This is a genomic window from Streptomyces sp. NPDC089915 (assembly GCF_040684675.1).
In the GTDB taxonomy this organism is placed as follows: domain Bacteria; phylum Actinomycetota; class Actinomycetes; order Streptomycetales; family Streptomycetaceae; genus Streptomyces.
Window position 1 is genome coordinate 89,168 of sequence record NZ_JBFBGN010000005.1, and the last position, 17,717, is coordinate 106,884.

The 17,717-nt window shown below is 75.1% G+C and carries 15 protein-coding genes and 1 tRNA gene; 6 read left to right on the forward strand and 10 right to left on the reverse strand.

Annotated features, from left to right (window positions below; all coding sequences use genetic code 11):
• Window positions 1-2: 2 nt before the first annotated feature.
• Genes AB0O29_RS03210 through ettA form a run of 3 tightly spaced genes read right to left on the reverse strand, consistent with a single transcriptional unit; the run spans window position 3 to window position 2,878 of the window.
• Window positions 3-728, reverse strand: coding sequence for a hypothetical protein (locus AB0O29_RS03210; RefSeq protein WP_365145210.1), 726 nt, complete (start codon window positions 726-728; stop codon window positions 3-5).
• On the reverse strand, window positions 725-1,204 hold the full coding sequence (locus tag AB0O29_RS03215) for a thioesterase family protein (protein WP_365145213.1): 480 nt from the start codon (window positions 1,202-1,204) through the stop codon (window positions 725-727). The genes AB0O29_RS03210 and AB0O29_RS03215 overlap by 4 nt, the downstream gene beginning before the upstream one ends.
• Before the next feature lie 9 nt (window positions 1,205-1,213).
• A complete protein-coding gene (gene ettA, locus AB0O29_RS03220; RefSeq protein ID WP_365145216.1) occupies window positions 1,214-2,878 on the reverse strand; it encodes an energy-dependent translational throttle protein EttA in 1,665 nt (554 codons plus the stop codon).
• Window positions 2,879-3,160: 282 nt separating this feature from the next.
• On the opposite strand from ettA, the gene AB0O29_RS03225 reads away from it, so the two are divergent.
• Window positions 3,161-3,718, forward strand: a complete 558-nt coding sequence (locus AB0O29_RS03225) for a hypothetical protein (protein ID WP_365145218.1) — start codon at window positions 3,161-3,163, stop codon at window positions 3,716-3,718.
• 2 nt (window positions 3,719-3,720) lie between these two features.
• On the opposite strand, the gene AB0O29_RS03230 is transcribed toward AB0O29_RS03225, so the two are convergent.
• The 5 genes from AB0O29_RS03230 to AB0O29_RS03250 all read right to left on the reverse strand — a co-directional run bounded on the left by AB0O29_RS03230 (window position 3,721) and on the right by AB0O29_RS03250 (window position 11,086).
• Window positions 3,721-5,250, reverse strand: coding sequence for a phosphatase PAP2 family protein (locus tag AB0O29_RS03230; protein WP_365145221.1), 1,530 nt, complete (start codon window positions 5,248-5,250; stop codon window positions 3,721-3,723).
• A gap of 59 nt (window positions 5,251-5,309) precedes the next feature.
• Window positions 5,310-6,503 carry a TQXA domain-containing protein gene (locus AB0O29_RS03235; RefSeq protein WP_365145223.1) on the reverse strand — a complete coding sequence of 398 codons (1,194 nt, stop codon included), beginning with the start codon at window positions 6,501-6,503 and terminating at the stop codon, window positions 5,310-5,312.
• A gap of 347 nt (window positions 6,504-6,850) precedes the next feature.
• On the reverse strand, window positions 6,851-7,258 hold the full coding sequence (locus AB0O29_RS03240; protein WP_365145226.1) for a single-stranded DNA-binding protein: 408 nt from the start codon (window positions 7,256-7,258) through the stop codon (window positions 6,851-6,853).
• A 101-nt stretch (window positions 7,259-7,359) separates the two neighbouring features.
• Window positions 7,360-9,459, reverse strand: a complete 2,100-nt coding sequence (locus tag AB0O29_RS03245; protein WP_365145229.1) for a GTPase — start codon at window positions 9,457-9,459, stop codon at window positions 7,360-7,362.
• A 4-nt stretch (window positions 9,460-9,463) separates the two neighbouring features.
• Window positions 9,464-11,086, reverse strand: a complete 1,623-nt coding sequence (locus tag AB0O29_RS03250) for a dynamin family protein (protein WP_365145232.1) — start codon at window positions 11,084-11,086, stop codon at window positions 9,464-9,466.
• A 322-nt stretch (window positions 11,087-11,408) separates the two neighbouring features.
• Here AB0O29_RS03250 and AB0O29_RS03255 point away from each other — a divergent pair.
• Window positions 11,409-11,481: transfer RNA gene (locus AB0O29_RS03255), tRNA-Arg, on the forward strand.
• Window positions 11,482-11,604: 123 nt separating this feature from the next.
• On the opposite strand, the gene AB0O29_RS03260 is transcribed toward AB0O29_RS03255, so the two are convergent.
• Window positions 11,605-12,093 (reverse strand): phospholipase, encoded by a 489-nt coding sequence (locus tag AB0O29_RS03260; RefSeq protein WP_365145234.1) that lies wholly within the window; start codon window positions 12,091-12,093, stop codon window positions 11,605-11,607.
• A 244-nt stretch (window positions 12,094-12,337) separates the two neighbouring features.
• On the opposite strand from AB0O29_RS03260, the gene AB0O29_RS03265 reads away from it, so the two are divergent.
• A complete protein-coding gene (locus tag AB0O29_RS03265) occupies window positions 12,338-12,880 on the forward strand; it encodes a hypothetical protein (RefSeq protein WP_365145236.1) in 543 nt (180 codons plus the stop codon).
• A gap of 4 nt (window positions 12,881-12,884) precedes the next feature.
• On the opposite strand, the gene AB0O29_RS03270 is transcribed toward AB0O29_RS03265, so the two are convergent.
• Window positions 12,885-13,655, reverse strand: coding sequence for an alpha/beta hydrolase (locus AB0O29_RS03270; RefSeq protein WP_365145239.1), 771 nt, complete (start codon window positions 13,653-13,655; stop codon window positions 12,885-12,887).
• Window positions 13,656-13,737: 82 nt separating this feature from the next.
• Here AB0O29_RS03270 and AB0O29_RS03275 point away from each other — a divergent pair, with 82 nt between their 5' ends.
• The 3 genes from AB0O29_RS03275 (at window position 13,738) to AB0O29_RS03285 (ending at window position 17,679) form a co-directional block, all read left to right on the forward strand.
• Window positions 13,738-14,439, forward strand: a complete 702-nt coding sequence (locus AB0O29_RS03275; protein ID WP_365145242.1) for a 4'-phosphopantetheinyl transferase superfamily protein — start codon at window positions 13,738-13,740, stop codon at window positions 14,437-14,439.
• Between the two features lie 228 nt (window positions 14,440-14,667).
• Window positions 14,668-16,164: a S8 family peptidase gene (locus tag AB0O29_RS03280; RefSeq protein ID WP_365145245.1), complete on the forward strand. Its 1,497-nt coding sequence runs from the start codon at window positions 14,668-14,670 to the stop codon at window positions 16,162-16,164.
• 219 nt (window positions 16,165-16,383) lie between these two features.
• Window positions 16,384-17,679 carry a hypothetical protein gene (locus AB0O29_RS03285; protein WP_365145248.1) on the forward strand — a complete coding sequence of 432 codons (1,296 nt, stop codon included), beginning with the start codon at window positions 16,384-16,386 and terminating at the stop codon, window positions 17,677-17,679.
• The last annotated feature ends 38 nt before the right edge of the window (window positions 17,680-17,717 follow it).

Here is a 17,717-nt window from a genome sequence, read left to right on the forward strand (position 1 = left end):
GGTCAGACCGGCCGTACCTGGAGGGCGCCGAGCCCGCCGCCCGGTCCGGGCGGGCGGGTCGCGACGGACCCGTACGGGGTGCTCAGCCGCAGCCAGCCGCCGGAGGCGAACAGGGCCAGGGGGGCGGCCGCGCCGGGCGCAGCGGCTCCGCCGGAGGCGGGCGCCGGTACGCGTACGGGCCGCAGGAAGCCCAGGGACTGCGCGGCGTGCGCGGCGCGCAGCGGGAGTGCGGTGTCGCCGACGGTCCGCGACCAGATCTCGCGGCCGATGCGGTCGCGTTCGGAGCGGGTCCGGTGCTGCGGGGGCAGGGCCTCGTCCCGGGCCCGGAACTCGGCGACGGCCGCGGCCAGGGCCGCCCGTACCGCTTCGGGGGCGGGCAGTCCGGGAACGGGCGTCCAGCCTCCCCGGGGCGGCAGGACACCGGTCCAGGGCGGGCCGGTGACGGCGCCCGGCACCCGGGCCCCGGCGCCGGTCTCGTCGACCGACTCCAGCAGCTCGCCGGCGGAGACGGTCACGTCCAGCGGTGTCGCGAGGGGTGCGGCGAGCCGCACCGCGCGGACGGCGAGCACCTCGAAGGAGGGCGGCCGTCCGAAGACGGCGAGCGCGCCGCCGCCCGCCCGCGCCTGCAGGCGGACCGCGGCGGCGCGGTCGTAGTGCACCAGCCGGCCCAGGAAGGCGGCGAGGTCCGCCGCCTCCCCGGAGTCGGCGAAGTACAGCTGGTCGGTCATGCCGCGATGCGCCCTTCCGCGCCCTTGCGGCGGTCGGCGACACGGCCCGCGGGCTCCTCCAGGTACTCCTGGAGGAAGACCCGCTCCTCGTCGGTGATGCGGCGGGGCCGCCCCTCGGCGAGGTTGTAGGGCACGACGACCGTCTCGGCCCGGACGTAGACCGTCTCGGGCGCGTCCTCGGTCGCCTCGTCCTTGACCTCGTAGCGGATGGTCAGGGACGCGGCGCCTATCCGGGTGACCCAGGACTCGATGAGCACCGGCTCGTGCCGGTGCACGAGGGGCAGCTTGTAGTCGATCTCGTGACGGGCCACGACGGAGCCGCCCGTGAAGGACTCGCTGCCCTCACCGGGTGCCAGGCGGAACATGAAGTCGATGCGCGCCTCCTCCAGGTAGCGGAGGAAGACCACGTTGTTGACGTGCCCGAAGGCATCCATGTCCGCCCAGCGCAGCGGGCACCGGTAGTGGTGTCTGGCCATGTGCTCGACCTAGCCCCGGGTGAGCTTCTTGTAGGTGGCGCGGTGCGGACGGGTCGCGTCCGGGCCGAGCCGCTCGATCTTGTTCTTCTCGTAGGACTCGAAGTTGCCCTCGAACCAGAACCACTTCGAGTCACCCTCGTACGCGAGGATGTGCGTGGCGACCCGGTCCAGGAACCAGCGGTCGTGGGAGACGACCACGGCCGCACCGGGGAACTCCAGCAGCGCGTTCTCCAGGGAGCCCAGGGTCTCGACGTCGAGGTCGTTGGTGGGCTCGTCGAGGAGCAGCAGGTTGCCGCCCTGCTTGAGGGTGAGCGCGAGGTTCAGGCGGTTGCGCTCACCGCCGGAGAGCACGCCGGCCGGCTTCTGCTGGTCCGGGCCCTTGAAGCCGAAGGCGCTGACGTAGGCGCGGGACGGCATCTCGACGTTGCCGACGTTGATGTAGTCCAGCTCGTCCGACACGACCGCCCAGAGGGTCTTCTTGGGGTCGATGTTGGCGCGGCCCTGGTCCACGTACGAGATCTTGACGGTCTCGCCGACCTTGATCTCGCCGGAGTCCGGCGTCTCCAGGCCCTGGATCATCTTGAAGAGCGTGGTCTTGCCGGCGCCGTTGGGGCCGATGATGCCGACGATGCCGTTGCGCGGCAGCGTGAAGGACAGGTCGTCGATGAGGACCTTGTCACCGAACGCCTTGGAGAGGTTGTTGACCTCGACCACGATCGAGCCCAGACGCGGGCCCGGCGGGATCTGGATCTCCTCGAAGTCCAGCTTCCGCATCTTGTCGGCCTCGGCCGCCATCTCCTCGTAGCGGGCGAGACGGGCCTTGGACTTGGCCTGGCGGCCCTTGGCGTTGGAGCGGACCCACTCCAGCTCTTCCTTGAGGCGCTTGGCGCGCTTCTCGTCCTTCTTGCCCTCGACCTTGAGGCGCTCGGCCTTCTTCTCCAGGTAGGTGGAGTAGTTGCCCTCGTAGGGGTGCGCGCGGCCGCGGTCGAGTTCGAGGATCCACTCGGCGACGTTGTCGAGGAAGTAGCGGTCGTGGGTGACGGCCACGACGGCGCCCTTGTACTGGGCCAGGTGCTGCTCCAGCCAGTTCACGGACTCGGCGTCGAGGTGGTTGGTGGGCTCGTCGAGGAGCAGCAGGTCGGGGGCCTCCAGCAGCAGCTTGCAGAGGGCCACGCGGCGCTTCTCACCGCCGGAGAGGTTGGTGACGGGCCAGTCGCCGGGCGGGCAGCCCAGGGCGTCCATGGCCTGCTCCAGCTGGGCGTCGAGGTCCCACGCGTTGGCGTGGTCCAGGTCGTCCTGGAGCTTGCCCATCTCCTCCATGAGCTCGTCGGTGTAGTTCGTCGCCATTTCCTCGGCGATCGCGTTGAACCGGTTGAGCTTGGTCTTGATCTCGCCGACGCCGTCCTCGACGTTCTCGAGGACCGTCTTGGACTCGTCGAGCTTGGGCTCCTGCATGAGGATGCCGACGGAGTAGCCGGGCGACAGGTAGGCGTCGCCGTTGGACGGCTGCTCGATGCCCGCCATGATCTTCAGGACGGTCGACTTGCCGGCGCCGTTCGGGCCGACCACGCCGATCTTCGCCCCCGGCAGGAAGTTCAGGAACACGTCGTCGAGGATCACCTTGTCGCCGTGCGCCTTGCGCGTCTTGCGCATGGTGTAGATGAACTCAGCCAAGAGAAACCGTCCGGCAGATCGATGGTGGGCAGATACACCCCATACTGCCGTACGTCCATCCCCGGGGGGAAACGCGTATGGTCAGGGCCCTGATCTGCGGGATCCACACCGTGGGACGGCGGCGATCCGCCGGAGTGGCGCGCACGGCCGTCGCGCCCGCGCGGGCGGTGCGGGAAAAGCCCGGCGGGGACCGCGGGCGGGCGGCAGGATGGCGGCCGATCCCGGTTCCGGCGCCAGTCCCGGTCCTGGTCCGGGCCGCATCCCCCGGAGGACGCAGCAACAATGGAAAGCACCCTGATCGCGCTCGCCGGTACGACGATCGCCGTGGTGGGAACGCTCCTGGCCCCCGTCCTGTCGCAGCGCCTGCTGTCACGGGCGCAGTCGGACCAGTTCGAGCGGCAGGAGCGGGCGGCCGACGCCCAGTGGGCGCGTGAGCAGCGGGTGGCCGAGCTGGACAAGCGGCGCGAGTGCTACGTGGCGGCGAACTCCGGCTACCGGCGGTACCGGGTCGAGCTGATGAACTACCTGTGGCGGGTCCACAAGGGGGAGGTCACCCCCGAGGCCCGGGAGGGTCTGGACGACGCCCGGCACACGATGCACGCCGCCTTCGCCGAGGCCCAGATGGCCGCCTCCGACCCGGTCCTGGCGGAGCTGGACGCCATGGCGCAGACCCTCGCCCGGGCGTACGACCGGGTGATGCGGCTGGAGGAGGGCGATGACGCGCCGGAGGGTGCTTTCGAGGAGATACGGGTGTCGCTGCTGCGCGCCAACGACCAGTGGGTAGGGATGCGGGGGGTGATGCGGGCCGACCTGGGCGTGCCGGGGCGGGCCGGCCCGTGAGCTCAGCTGGGGCGGTAGACGGACAGGGCGTCGGGGAGGGCGTCGAGGACGAGGGCGGGCGGGGCCTTGGCGTATTCGCCGTCGTAGGCGAAGGGGGTGCCGGGCGGGATGTCCTCGATCCTTAGGCGGCGCAGGCGGACGGCCGTGTGCGCCGGGGACCGGGTCAGCGGTCCGGCCAGGGCCGCGGCGAGGAGGCGGGGGCCGGGGCGGCCGCCTCCGTGGACCAGCCGCAGGTCGAGGAGGCCCTCGCCGAGGCCGTCGCGGCGGCGGGGGGTGGGGCCGGTGCCGTGGTAGGTGCCGTTGCCGGCGAAGAGCAGCCAGGCGCTGCGGGGCCGCCCGGCCAGCGTCAGCCGTACGGGGCGCTCGGCGCGCAGCACCCGCCAGGCGGCGGCGAGCGCGGCCGGCCCGCCGCCGATCCGCGGCGCCCAGCGCAGCCGGTGGCGCAGCAGCTGGGGGTAGACCCCGAAACTGAAGGTGTTGAGGAAGTACCCGCCCCCGCCCCCGCTCCCTTCCCCGCCGTCGCCGCCGTCCCCCTCGGTGGCCCCCGAGGCGCCCGCCGGGGTGAAGCGGCCCACCGCGACGCGGACCGCCTGGCCCTCGGTGACCGCCCGGCAGGTGTCCTCCGCGCCGGTGAGGCCGAGGTCGAGGGCGAAGTGGTTCAGGGTGCCGCCGGGGAACACCGCCAGCGGAACCCCGGCGCGCAGGGCGGCGGTCGCGGCGGCGTTGACCGTGCCGTCGCCCCCGCACACCCCGAGGACCTCCGCCCGGGCCGCGGCGGCCGTCAGCTCCGCCTCCAGCTCCTCGCCCCCGCACTCGACCACCTCCGCCCGCGGCAGCCGGTCCCGCAGGACGCCGAGCACCGCGTCCCCGGCCGTGCCCGCGCCGCTGTTCACCACCACCGTCAGCCCGGCGCCGTCCGGCAGGGCGGGCACCCCGGCGGCCGGCCGCTCGTCGCCCGGGACGGCCCGCGCCCGCCGCGCCCCCCGCGCGAGCTCGCGCACGGTGAGCCCCGCCGCCACCCCGAGCAGGGCGCCCGCCGCCACATCGGACGGGTAGTGCACACCGGTGTAGACGCGGGAGAACGCCACCGACGCGGCCACGGGTGCCACCACGGCCCCCCACGCCGGGGACTCCAGCGCCAGCCCGGCCGCGAAGGCGAACGCCGAGGCGGAGTGCCCGGACGGGAAGGAGGTGGTCCACGGCTGCACGGCCGGCCGCCGCACCAGCGGCACCCCCTCCAGCAGGGGCCGCGGCCGGCGGACGGACCACTTGCCGACGGTGTTGACGGTCGCCGAGGCCAGCGCGAGCGAGGCCGCCGCCCGCAGCGCGGCCTTGCGGGTGCGCGCCGAGCCGAGGACGGTGAGCCCCGCCGCGATCCCGCCCCACAGCACCCCGTGGTCGGCCGCCCGGCCGAGCGCGGGCAGCGCCCGCTCGGCCGCCGGCCAGTGCCGTCGGGCCACGGCGTCGAACAACCGCCGGTCCCATTGCGCGGCGGTGCCCCGCCAGGTCAGTCGCTGCTCCCGGTCTGCCATTTCCCGCGCTTACCCGGGCCGTCGGCCCGTGAAGCACCCCGCCCGTCTTCCACCCCCGTTCAGCCCTCTCCCTCCCCTTCCTCTCCTTCCAGCGGCCGCTTGCGCAGCAGCAGGACCACCATGCCGCCCAGCACCACCAGGCCCACGGCGAGCGAGGCGATCACCGGGGTGGCCGCGGAGCTGCCGCTGACGGCCAGCCGCTCCTCCTCGGGTGACTGCGCCGTCGGCCCGGCGTCGGGGGCCGGGGCCACCTCGGCGCTGCCGGCGAGCGTGCCCACCTTCCCCGCCGGGCCCGCCGGCGGCTGCGGCCAGACCGCCGTGGCGGTGGCGGCCGCGGCCGACTCGCTGGAGCCGGCCACGACCTGCGCCTCGGCCGGGATCCCGCTGCTGAAGACCCGCCCGACCGGCACCTTCGTCGAGCCCTGCACCGTCACCGAGGCGGTCCCGTCGGGGGTGCCGGCGGGCACCTCGAAGAACAGCCGGCTGCCGTTGGCCGCGGTGCTCACCTGCCGCCCGTCCTCGTCGACCACCCGCACCCCCATGGCCAGGGCCGCCGCGTCGGGGGTGACGGTGACGCTCTGCGCCCCCGTGCGGACGGTGACCGGGCCGAGCCGGGTTCCGGTCGGTCCCGTCACCGGGCCGGTGACCCGGCCGGGGTCGAGCCCCAGCGAGGCGGGCGGTTCCGGCAGTCGGCCCGCCTCCCGCTGGAGGTAGCCGGCCAGCTTCTCGGCCGCCTGGTCCGCCGCCTCCACCTGCGCCCCGTCCGCCAGCCTCCAGATCGCCACCTGGGTTCCGGCGGCGGCGCTCTCCGCGGTCAGCGCCCCGGCCCCGGCCGCCTTCGCCAGCCCGGCCAGGTCGTTGTGCTGCGGATAGGAGTGTTCGAGGACCCAGCGGATGCGGCCGCCCGCCTCGCTGCTCCCGGCGAGGGGGCTGCCGCCCCAGCCGCTCTCGGTGTAGCGGGCCTGGGGCTGTGCGTTGCCCTCGACGCCGACCCCGTACGTCTGGAGCATGCCGCCGCCGTCGACCCGCATCTCGAACAGTCCGGCCGGGATCTGCCGGACCGAGCCGTCCCGGGCGTGCAGGACCGCCTGGCCGTAGGTCTTCAGACCGTCGAGCACGGCGCGCGCGCCGCCGGCCGACGCACCGGCCGAGGCCGCCGGGTCGGCGTCGGCCCAGGCCCGGGCGCCGGGGGCGGCGGTGAGGGCCGCGGCCAGCAGGGCCGCCGCCAGCGGCCGCCGCGCGGAGCCCCGCACCGCGCCCCCCGCGCCGGCGGGAGCGGACCCGGCGGGAACGGACCCGGCGGCGGAAGGTCCCAGGTCGGCACCCTCACCGGAACGGGGTTCGGGACCTGGACGGGGATCGGGTCCGGTACGGGGATCGGGGACCGCCGGGCCGGCGGGCACGGCGGGCGCGCCCGGAAGCGGAACCACCGGTGGGGCCCCCTCCGCGGCCGCCGGAGCGGGGGCCGGTCCGCCCGTGGACGCGGCGTGGGACTCGAAGGACGCGCAGGACGCGGGAACAGCAATCGACACAGTCTTCCCCTTCGGGCCAAAGACCCAGGTGCCCGTGAATACCGGGGAATCCTAGCCCCATCGAACACTCAGACCACCGCCGCCTTCTGAGGGCCCATCAGCGGGGTCTCCGTCTTGACCACCCTGCGGAAGGCCGCAGTTCCGCGGTTCAGGTCGTGTCCGACGGCGATCGCGTCGATGTCCGCCGAGAACCAGCGGCCCCCTTCGCCGTCGGGCGGCCCCTCCCTGACCCTCAACCGGCCGTGCACCACCAGCGGTTCCCCCACCGAGACGGAGCTGGCCAGGTTCACCGCCAGCACCCGCCGCGCCCACACGGTGTAGAAGCTGGTGGTGCCGTCCGTCCAGGCCTCGGCCCGCCGGTCGAAGTACCGCGGGGTCACCGCGAAGCGGAACCTCGCCGACGGTCCGGTGGCCGTCTCCTTGAAGTCGATCCGCGTCGCCACGTGCCCCACCAGCGTCACCAGGGTGTCGTTCATCCCGGTCGCCTCCCCGCGTTCCGTACGGCTCGTGCGGACCCTCCGCACGAGGTACGGACCATGCTGGCCCGGCCCCCCGACCGGCCGCTCCCGCCTGTGGACTACTGGCGGGTTGTGGACAACCTCGTCCCCCCGGCGGAGACCGTCGCGTACTGCTCCCGGACCTCCCGGTAGCGCAGCAGCTCGGCCGCCACCGGCTCCAGCACCCGGGCCCGGCCGCAGCCCGCCGCCGCCTGCCGCAGCCGCCGCTCGGCGTCCTGCCCGTACCTGCGGGCGGGCCCCCGGGCCGCGATCGAGCAGGCCCACTCGACCAGCGGACCGCCGACGATGCCCGCCACCATGAACAGCACGGGCGGCAGCAGCCTCGGTTCCAGGACCCCCGCGATCTGCCCGACCAGCCACAGCCCGCCGAAGACCTGCACCAGCGTCATCGCGGCCTGCGCCAGCACCGCCGCCGGCCACCAGGCGGGCCGGGGCGGCTTCGTGCCGGGGGCCGGGACGGCCGGGCCGAGGGTCACCGCCAGCTCGTCCAGCGCCTCCGGCAGCCGGGCGGCGCCGCGCACCGCCGTCTCCCGTACGGCCTGCGCCCAGGGTTCGGGCAGCCCGACGACCGCCTCGTCGGCGACGGTCCGCACGGCCTGCTCCACCCGCTGCCGGGCGGTCACCTCCTGCTCGACCGGCGCGGGGGCGGCCGCCGTGGAGCGGCCGATCACGGCGAGGGCGGACAGCCCGGCGAGCGTACGCGGGGCGCGCCGGCTCTCGTACCAGCGCCACAGCCGCAGCCAGGGCGTCCCGCAGGCCTTGCCGGCGTTGCGCCGCCAGGCCCGTTCGGCGGCGAGCCCGGCGGCGTACGCCCCGACGGCCTCGGCGAGGCGGTCCTCGAACTCGGCGCGCGCCGTCTCGCCGATCTCGGGACCGAAGGACGCGCCCCGCCCGTCGGCGACGTACAGCGGGCGCAGGCGGGCGGCGGCCCGGTCGACGTCGGCGGCGATCCGCCGGGTCGCGGCGCCCTTCTCCTGGGTGAACTGCCCGAGGAGCTCGCGCAGTTCCCCGACCCCTTCACCCGTCAGGGCGGACAGTCCGAGGACGGTGGCGCCGGGTTCGCCGTGCTCGCCGAGCGCGATGCCGTCCTCGTCGAGGAGCCGGCGCAGGTCGTCCAGGACCAGGTCGGCGGCCTCGCCGGGCAGCCGGTCCACCTGGTTCAGCACGACGAAGGTCACCTCGGCGTGCCCGGCCAGGGGCCGCAGGTACCGCTCGTGCAGGACGGCGTCCGCGTACTTCTCCGGGTCGACGACCCAGATGACGGCGTCGACCAGCGCCAGGACCCGGTCGACGTGTTCGCGGTGGACGCCGAGTGCCGAGTCCAGGTCGGGCAGGTCGACGAGGACCATCCCGCGCAGTGCCTCGGCCTCGGTGGTCTCGCGGGGGCGGCGGCGCAGCCGGCCCGGGATCTCCAGCCGGTCCAGCAGTCCGGCGGCCCCGTCCGACCAGCTGCAGGCGATCGGCGCGGCGGTGGTCGGCCGGCGCAGTCCGGTTTCGGAGATCTGCACTCCGGCGAGTGAGTTGAAGAGCGTGGACTTGCCGCTTCCGGTGGCTCCGGCGACGGCGACGACCGTGTGCTGGGCGGACAGGCCCCGGCGGGCGGCGGCCTCGTCGAGGACCCGGCCGGCTTCGGCGAGGGTCTTGCCGTCGAGGCGGGTGCGGGAGAGTCCGACCAGCTGGCGGAGGGCGTCGAGGCGGGTGCGCAGGGCCTGGGCCTCGGGGCTGAGGGGTGGCGCGGGGGCCTTGCCGCCGTCGCTCCCGGCGCCGGAGACGGCCCGGACGAGGGCCTCGTCGCCTTCGTCCGCGTCCACGTCCACGTCGATGTCCGTGTCCGCGCCCGGTTGCTCGTCGAGCTCCTCGACCGTGGGCCCCTCGTCGGCGCCGCGCGGCCGGGACCTGCCGAACCCCCCTTTCCGGGCGGTCCGGTGGCGTGAGCGTGCGATGAAGCCGTCGTCCCAGCGGTCGGCCGCCCGGTCGGCGGCGCGGACGTCCGCACGGCCGTCCGGGCGCTCCGGGCCCGGGTCGGCGCTCCGGCCGGCGGACCGGTCCCGGGCGCGTTCGCCGGCCCGGGCGCGCGGGCGCGTCCCGTCCCCGGCCGGGTCGCCGACGTGGTCGCGGTCCCCGGCGTGATCACGGTCGCGGTCGGTCAAGGCGGTCACCCCCTCACCTCTCCTTCTGCAGTACGGACAGCGCCGCGATCAGCTCGGCCTGTGGTTCCGGGGTCACTTCGAGCGCCTGGAGCGGGGCGAGCCGGCGGTCCCGTTCGGCGCGCAGGACCTGGTCGAGGTGGTCGCTGACGACCTCCCCGCCCCGGTCGCGCAGGCGTACGGCGGCCTGTACGCCGATCCGTTCGGCGAGCTTCTCCCCCGCCGGGCGGGCCCGTTTGCCGCCGAGGAGGGCGGCGACGAGGAGGGCCGCGATGCCGTCGGGGTCGGGAGCGGGCTGCCGGTCGAGCTTGGCGACCTCCTCCTCCGCGAGCTCCTCCAGCACGCGCCGCCAGCGCCGTACGGCCATGCCGATACGTTCCGCCGCCTCCCGGTCGGGCCCGGGCAGCGGCACCGCACCGGCGGCGGGCTCACCGCGCCACGCGGCGGCGATGCGCTCGTCGGCGGCGGCGACGGCGCACTGGAGCAGCGCGGCGAGGGATTCGGCGAGGGAGTCGAGCAGTTCGTCGGCGCTGGTGTCGAGGGGGTAGCCGCGCCAGCGGGTGAGGGCGTCGCCGGCGAGGACGGCGCCGCTGTCGAGGCGGCCCTGCACCCGTTTGCCCTCCCTCTTGTACGCGTCCTCGACGGCCGAGGTCAGCCGGACGGCGGCGGCGTGCTGGGCGGCGACGGCGGAGGCGAGTTCCGGCATGCGGCGTCCGAGGGAGTCGAGCGCGCCGAGGGCGGTGCGGCCGACGGCGTACTGGCGGGCGGCCGGGTCCTGGACGTGGTGGCTGAGCCAGGCGAGCAGCGGTGCGACGGCGCTGGCCGGCAGCAGTCCGCCGCCGCCGGCCGACTCCGGCAGTTCCGGCACCGTGAACCGCGGTACGTCGCCCAGCCCGGCCCGGGTGAGCAGGGCCCCGTACTGGCGCGAGACCTCGGCGAGCACCTGGTGCGGGACCCGGTCGAGGACGGTGATCAGGGTGGCGTTGTACTGCTTGGCGGTGCGCAGCAGGTGCCAGGGGATGGCGTCGGCGTACCGCGAGGCGGTGGTGACCATGACCCAGACGTCGGCGGCGCAGATCAGCTGGGCGGCGAGGGTCCGGTTCTCGACGACGAGGGAGTCGATGTCCGGGGCGTCGAGGAGGGCGAGGCCGCGCGGGAGGGTGGAGACGGTCTCGATCCGCAGTTCGCGGGTCGTGGGGCCGTGGTGCGCTCCGGGCCGGCGGCCCTTGCGGGAGGCGGGGAGCAGCTCGTCGTCGTCCTGGGGCGTCCAGAGGCGCATGAGGTCGGGGAGGACCCGCATTCCGGCGAACCAGTGGTGGTCGTCCGGGTGGCAGACGAGCACCGGGGTGCGGGTGGTGGGGCGGAGCACTCCGGCTTCGCTGACCTGGCGGCCGACGAGGGAGTTGACGAGGGTGGACTTACCGGCTCCGGTGGACCCGCCGACGACGGCGAGCATCGGCGCCTCGGGCGCCTTGAGCCGGGGTACGAGGTAGTCGTCGAGCTGCGCGAGCAGCTCGGCTCTGGTCTGGCGGGCGCGCGGCGCGCCGGGCAGGGGCAGCGGCAGACGCACGGACGCGACCCGGTCGCGCAGGGCGGACAGGGCATCGAGCAGCTGAGGCCGAACATCCAAGGTCACCACATGCGAAGAATGCCCAATTTGAGACCATTTTTGAAGCTTATACGCCCTCTGCGCGCCGACCGCGACTCCGGTGGGACATCATGGACACCGAGGACGAGTGGGACGCAGGCATAACGAGTGCACAACACCCAGGCCGCCGCGGCGCAAAAGCGGTGCGAGAATCGCACCTGCCTGCGATTATCGGGACCGCTTCACCGAACCTCCACAAGGTGGCACGCGAGCGAAGCAACCGGGACAAGGCAACCGGAGCCCTATCCTTGACCCGGCACGGACCGCAGTCCCACCCCCACCAAGGGGCTCCAGGCCACCACGGTCACCACCGGCCCCCGTAGCTCAGTGGATAGAGCAGGCGCCTTCTAAGCGCTTGGCCGCAGGTTCGAGTCCTGCCGGGGGCACTTCTCCTCCTCCTGACCGAGGAGCCCTGCACGGGCGTCCCTCGGGACGCCGTCCACCGGTGGCGGAAAATCACCCGACCGGATCCTTGCAGCCGCAAAAGCGCCGTCGCCCGGACGGGCGGTTCACGGCGCGGGCGGCTGCGCCGGGACGGGTTCCGCGGAGGCGCCGAAGGCCCTGACCGCCTGGTAGTACGTCCAGGCCGTGCCCTCGCAGGAGGCCTTCCTGCCTCCCGCGTACCGCGCGCAGACCCGCTCCAGGTCCGCGTGGAAGGCCTCGTCGAGCCGCGATTTGTTGGCCTGGAAGGCGCCCGCCGCCCGGTAGTTGCGGTATCCGAAGTCGTGCCGGGCGCACGCCTCCTTGAAGGGGAAGCCGAAGGGGTTGTCCGGGGAGGACGTGCAGTAGTCCGTCGACCAGTCGAAGCCGTACGCGGCCCAGTCGGCCCGGTGCGCCCGCGCGGCGAGCCAGGCTTGCTGGCTGGCCCCGTCGGTGCGCGTCCAACGGCTCAGCACCTGCGGTTTGTCCGCCGGTACCGCCGGGGCCGCCGACGCCGGCGCGGCGAGGGCGAGCAGGGCGGCGACCTGCGCGAGGAGGGGGAGGAGGCTGCGGCGCATGGCGTTCCTGCGGGGCGCGGGGCGGCGGACGGAGGGCCGCCCCGGGAGCCGGAGACCGCCGCCGCGCCGGGAGTTGACGGGGACTTCCCTATAACGCGGCCCCGGCCCGGGCGTTTCGCCACACGACGGGTTGACGGCGGGGCGGACCACTCTCAGGTATGACTCCGTATGCGACTTGCGGCAGATTCGAAGTTCGTACCCGGGAGGGACGCGTGAACGGCCCCCGGCGCGAACACTTGTCGGTATGAACCGCCGTCCGCTCGTCATCGCCGCCGCCATCGTGGGAGCCCTCACCACGGCCGCCTTCGCGCTGCCCAACCTCCCGCCCAACCCGGTCACGAACGCCCTCAACGACCGGTTCTTCAAGGAGAAGGGCCGGCACTTCGCCACCGCCCGCGCCGCCGAGGCGCACACGCGCGGGGACCGCAACCTCGCGCTGCCCAGCTGGATGCCGAGGGACGCCACGGACATACGCATCCAGGCCCGCACCGACGGCAAGGCCCGGCTCATCAGGTTCACCCTCGGCAAGACGCCCCTCGACGGCCCGCAGTGCGCGGCGGAGGCCCCGAGGAAGGCGGGCGGCCCCCGGCTGGGCGCCCGCTGGTGGCCGCGCGACATCCGGGCCGAGGAGCGTCCCGAGTGCCGGGACCGCTACCAGTACCAGGTGTCGGTGCGCGGGAAGAAGGTCTACGCCTGGACCGACGGGACGCCCTCCCCGGGGGCGCGAATACCGGAGGGCGTACCGGCCGTCCCCCAGCCGGGGGCCGTCCCGGCCGTCCGCCGCTGACGGGTCAGTCCCGGGCGAGCAGCTCGGCGGTGGCCCGGGCGAAGCCCTCGGGGTTGTCCAGCATGATGTTGTGCCCGCACTCCGGCACGGGGACGACGGCGACCCCGGCGGCCTCCAGGGCCTCGGCCCCGGCGGGGGCCCCGTCCGCCTCCGGGTGGAGGAAGCCGCGCGGGACCTTCAGCTCCAGCAGCAGCTCCCGCATGGTGGGCGTCGTGCCCGCGGCGAGGTGCACGGCGCTGCGGTACAGGCCGGTGCGGCCGGCCAGCCGCATGGTCGACCACCAGTGGGCGCCGGCCCGGTCGCGGACCTCGGCCCAGCCGCCGGCCAGGAACTCCTCCTCCGTGTAGGAGGCGATCCCGCTGCTGCCGGCGGTGCCCGGGGCGGGCGGCAGGGGGTCGAGGTTGGCGTCGACCAGGACCAGGCGGGAGACCAGGTGCGGGTGCCGGGCGGCCAGCACGATGGCCACCGCCCCGCCCATGCTGTGGGCGATCACCTCGGCCGCGCCCGAGCCGGCGGCGGTGAGCGCCCGGGCGACGGTGTCCGCGTGTGCCTCCAGCGTGTACGGGAAGGCCTCGGGGCGGTCGCTGTGCCCGTGCCCGAGGAGGTCGAGCAGCAGCGAGCGCCGCCCGGCCAGCCGGGGGTGTACCGCGCTCGCCGCGAAGTAGGCGGGCGCGGTGGATCCGAGCCCGTGCAGGTAGAGCCGGGCCGGCTCCTCCCCCGGGAGTTCGGCCCAGCGGATCCGGTCGCCCTCCGGTGTCACTGCGGCACTGCGCACGGTGTGTTCCCCCCTGAGTCGTCCACGGTCGGCCGAGCACGAGGTTAACCGCGGCGGCGACCGGCCCGACTACTCTCGAGAGGTGATCGCGGAACTGAACCAACTCGACGGCGCGGAGCCCCGGACGGGGGTACTGCCTACGGGCTCCGGCTCGGCGGTGTGGGCGCTGGACACCACGCGCGGGGTGATCGGCGGGCACGAGGCCGGCGGGGCCGAGGCGCTGCTGGACGACGACGAGCGCAGGCGGGCGTCCCGCCTGCTGCGCCCCGGCGACCGGCGCACCTACCTGGCCTCGCACCTGGGGCTGCGGGTGCTGCTCGGCGGGTACCTGGGGGTGGCGCCCGGGGAGGTCCGGCTGGTCCGGGAGGACTGCCCGAGCTGCGGCGGTCCGCACGGGCGGCCGGCGGTGGCCGGGGGCGGGGTGCACTTCTCCCTGTCCCACAGCGGGGACCTGGCGTACTTCGCCTTCGCGGGGGTGCCGGTGGGCGTGGACGTGGAGGGGCTGCCGAGCGCGGAGGCCGTGGCCGACGTGCTGAGCAGTCTGCACCCTGCGGAGGCGGCCGAGATCGCAGCCCTGCCGGAGGACGGCCGGCGGGCGGCGCTGGCCCGGGTGTGGTCCCGCAAGGAGGCCTGCCTCAAGGGCATCGGCACGGGCCTGGCCGAGGGGCTGGCCGAGCCGTACGTGGGCTCGGCGGCCGTCCCCGCCCGGGTCCCGGGCTGGTCCCTGACCGACCTCCCGGCCCCACCGGACCACGCCGCCGCCCTGGCCCTCCGCACACCCTGACGCCCCCCACCCACCCGCCACCCGACACCCCCTGACGGCCCGACAGCCCGGCGGCCGGGCGGCAGGGCCGCACGGGCGGACCCCGACCTCGCCTCGCCGCACCGCGCCTGGGCGGAACAGCCCCCGCCGGGCCTCGCCGCGGCGGCGCGCCCGGGTGGGCGGCGTGTCGTGCGGCCAGTCGGCGCACCCTCCGCGCGGGTCCGGCCGGGCGGGCCGAGCATCGGGGCCATGACCGCGATGACCGCCTTGCTCCCGGCCGCCGCCCTGCTGGCGGCGGCCACCGTCCTTCCGACCCCGACCGCCGCGCACGCCGACGGCGTCGACGTGGCCACCGCCCCGTACGTCGTCGTCCTCAAGGACGCGACCACCCGCGCCCCGGCCCGTGCGCTGGCCGCGGAGGCGGCGGAGGCCGGTGACCGGGTCGACGCGGTCTACGACACCGCCCTCAACGGCTTCGCGGTCCGCACCACCGCGGCCCGCGCCGCAGCGCTCGCCGCCGACCCCCGGGTGGCCTCGGTCGAACCGGACACCGTCTACCGGATCTCCGACCCCGTCACCCCGGCCCCCGGCCACCCGGACGGCCACCTCACGAACCGCCCCGCCGACCCGGCAGCCGACCCGGCCGGCGACCGCCCGGCCGAGCGCCCCGCGACCCGGCCCGCCGGACCCGCCTCCAGCCCGGCCCTGGGCGGTCCCGCCGAATCGACCACGAACCGCCAGGACGTCCGCCTCCCAGACCGCCCCGCGGACCCGGCCACGGGCCACCCCGGCGGCCACCTCGCGACCGGCCCGGCCCAACCGGCCACCGGCCCGGCCGCCCAGCCGGCCGCCGCCGACCGGGCCGTCTGGCGGCCCGGCGACGCCCCCGGGAGTCAGGCGCAGGCGCCCTGGCATCTGGATCGGCTCGATCAGCGGGCGCTGCCGCTCGACGGGGCGTACGCCTACCCCGCCACCGGCGAGGGGGTGACCGTGTACGTCGTCGACACCGGGGTCAACACCCTTCACCAGGAGTTCGGCGGCCGCGCCCGCGCCGGCTACAACGCCCTCTGGATGGAGGGCTCCGCCGACTGCAACGGCCACGGCACGCACGTCGCGGCGACCGTCGGCGGCGCCTCGTACGGGGTCGCGAAGGGGGTCTCCCTCGTCGGGGTGAAGGTGGCCGACTGCCGCGGCGACGCCCGGCTCTCGCACATCCTGCGCGGCCTCGACTGGATGGTGAAGGACGCCACCCGGGGCGGCCTCCCGCTGCGCCCCGCCGTCGCCAACATGAGCCTGGGCGGCTCCCGCAGCCCCTCCATGGACGCGGCGGTCATCCGCGCCGTCGCCTACGGCATCACCGTCACCGTGGCCGCCGGCAACGAGGGCCGGGACGCCTGCACGGGCTCCCCCTCCGGGGTCCCGCAGGCCCTCACCGTCGCCGCCACCGACGCCGCCGACCGCCACCCCTCCTTCTCCAACCACGGCCGCTGCGTGGACCTCTCCGCGCCGGGCGTGGCCGTCGTCTCCGCCTGGAAGGGCTCGACGACCGCGCTCGCCCGGGCCACCGGCACCTCCATGGCCGCCCCGCACGTCGCGGGCGCCGCCGCGCTGCTCCTGGCGGGCGGCACGGCGCACAGCCCCGACCAGGTCCGCGCCGCCCTGCTCCGCGACGCCGCCCCGGACCTGATCACGGACCTGCCCGCCGGCACCCCGAACCTGCTCCTCCAGGTGCCGAAGGGAGCCTGAGCACCGGCGGGTGCTCCGCCACCGGTCACCGACCGGTCGGTATCCGATGTCCCATCAGACCGGGTCTGATGGGACATCAATGTCTGTGTGCTTCGCACCCGGGCAATCCATTGACTTCTCGGCACCGCGACGCGTCAATGACGGCCATCCGCACCGGCTCGGCCTCCCCGCACAGCGGGTGGGGGGAGGTGTTCGTCATGACGAAGGAGTCGCGACCCTGTGAGTACGAGAACGTATCGACGAAGAGTGCTGGCCGGGGCGGGCGCCCTGTCCCTGGCCCTGACGGGCGGCCTCGTGGCCCTGACGGGGCCGGCGCAGGCCGCGACCAAGACCACTTCCGTCCCGGTGAAGTGCGTCGCCCCCGCCCCTCAGCCGGGCGCCAACGGCAACCAGGACTACACGATCACGGTCCCGGACACCGCCAAGGCGGGTGACACCGTACCGATCACCATCGACCCGGGCGAGACCCCGGTCATCCCGATGTTCACGATCGACACGGTCAACACCATCAAGGCGAAGCTGCTCGTCGGAGGGGTCGCCCAGACCGTCACCAGCCCCGCCGTCCCCAGCCACCAGGAAGCCAACAAGAAGTCCGACCCGCCCGCCTTCTCCGGCACGGTCAAGATCCCGGACGGCAGCGAGGGCACCACCGTCCAGATCACCATCGACCAGGTGGTCACGGACGCCGACCTGGGCGGCACGGTCTACACCACGACCTGCACCCCGGACCCGCGCCCCAGCGCCTCCGTCGCGCAGATCGCCGTCGAGGCCCTCCCGAAGGACCCGGTCACCACGAAGCTGACGCCCAACAGCGGCAAGGCGGGCACCGCCGTCGTCGCCACCGGCGCCAACTTCGCGGCCGGACCGGTCACCTGTTCCGCCCTCCTCGCGGGCGCGGCCACCGGTGACACCGGCACCGGCTCGGCGGACGCCTCCGGCGCCGCCACCTGCAACATCACCGTCACGAAGAAGGCCGACGCCATCAAGATCGACGGTTCGGTCCCGCCGGCCAAGCCCTTCGTGTTCGTCGAGGAGCAGGCGGGCGTGAAGAACCCGGTGGACGTCGAGGTGCTGCCCGGGCCGCTGGCCCTCGGCCCGAAGGACGGCCAGCCCGCCGTCAGCTTCGGCTCGGTGACCATCAACGGCAAGGCGCAGTCGGTGTTCGGCGCGTTCAACGCGGCGACCGTCCAGGACTTCCGCGGCGGCACCCTCGGCTGGGACGTGACGGCCACCCGTACGCCGTTCCTGAACCAGACGACGGGCCACTCCATGGCCAAGGCGCAGATCGGCATCCAGCCGTCCTGCACCGTGACCAACCCGGACAGCCCCAGCACCTGCACCGCGGGCGCGCCGGGCGCCATCACGGAGACCCCGATGAAGGTCGCCTCACAGGCGGCCGGCGGTGACGAGCTGACCGGCGGCGAGTTCGCCGTGGGCGGCGCGGCGATGCTCCAGCTGCCGCCGTTCATGTTCGCCGACACCTACCAGTCGGTCGTGACCTTCTCGATCGCCTGACCCGTACCGCAGCCCCGGGGTGGTGCGGCGCCCGGGCG

What these genes read in the sequence shown, in the direction of transcription:
- AB0O29_RS03240 (WP_365145226.1), bottom strand. Translation starts at nt 7,258, where the DNA reads ATGAACGACACCCTGGTGACGCTGGTGGGGCACGTGGCGACGCGGATC.
- AB0O29_RS03210 (WP_365145210.1), bottom strand. Translation starts at nt 728, where the DNA reads ATGACCGACCAGCTGTACTTCGCCGACTCCGGGGAGGCGGCGGACCTC.
- AB0O29_RS03215 (WP_365145213.1), bottom strand. Translation starts at nt 1,204, where the DNA reads ATGGCCAGACACCACTACCGGTGCCCGCTGCGCTGGGCGGACATGGAT.
- AB0O29_RS03280 (WP_365145245.1), top strand. Translation starts at nt 14,668, where the DNA reads ATGACCGCGATGACCGCCTTGCTCCCGGCCGCCGCCCTGCTGGCGGCG.
- AB0O29_RS03265 (WP_365145236.1), top strand. Translation starts at nt 12,338, where the DNA reads ATGAACCGCCGTCCGCTCGTCATCGCCGCCGCCATCGTGGGAGCCCTC.
- AB0O29_RS03260 (WP_365145234.1), bottom strand. Translation starts at nt 12,093, where the DNA reads ATGCGCCGCAGCCTCCTCCCCCTCCTCGCGCAGGTCGCCGCCCTGCTC.
- AB0O29_RS03225 (WP_365145218.1), top strand. Translation starts at nt 3,161, where the DNA reads ATGGAAAGCACCCTGATCGCGCTCGCCGGTACGACGATCGCCGTGGTG.
- AB0O29_RS03230 (WP_365145221.1), bottom strand. Translation starts at nt 5,250, where the DNA reads ATGGCAGACCGGGAGCAGCGACTGACCTGGCGGGGCACCGCCGCGCAA.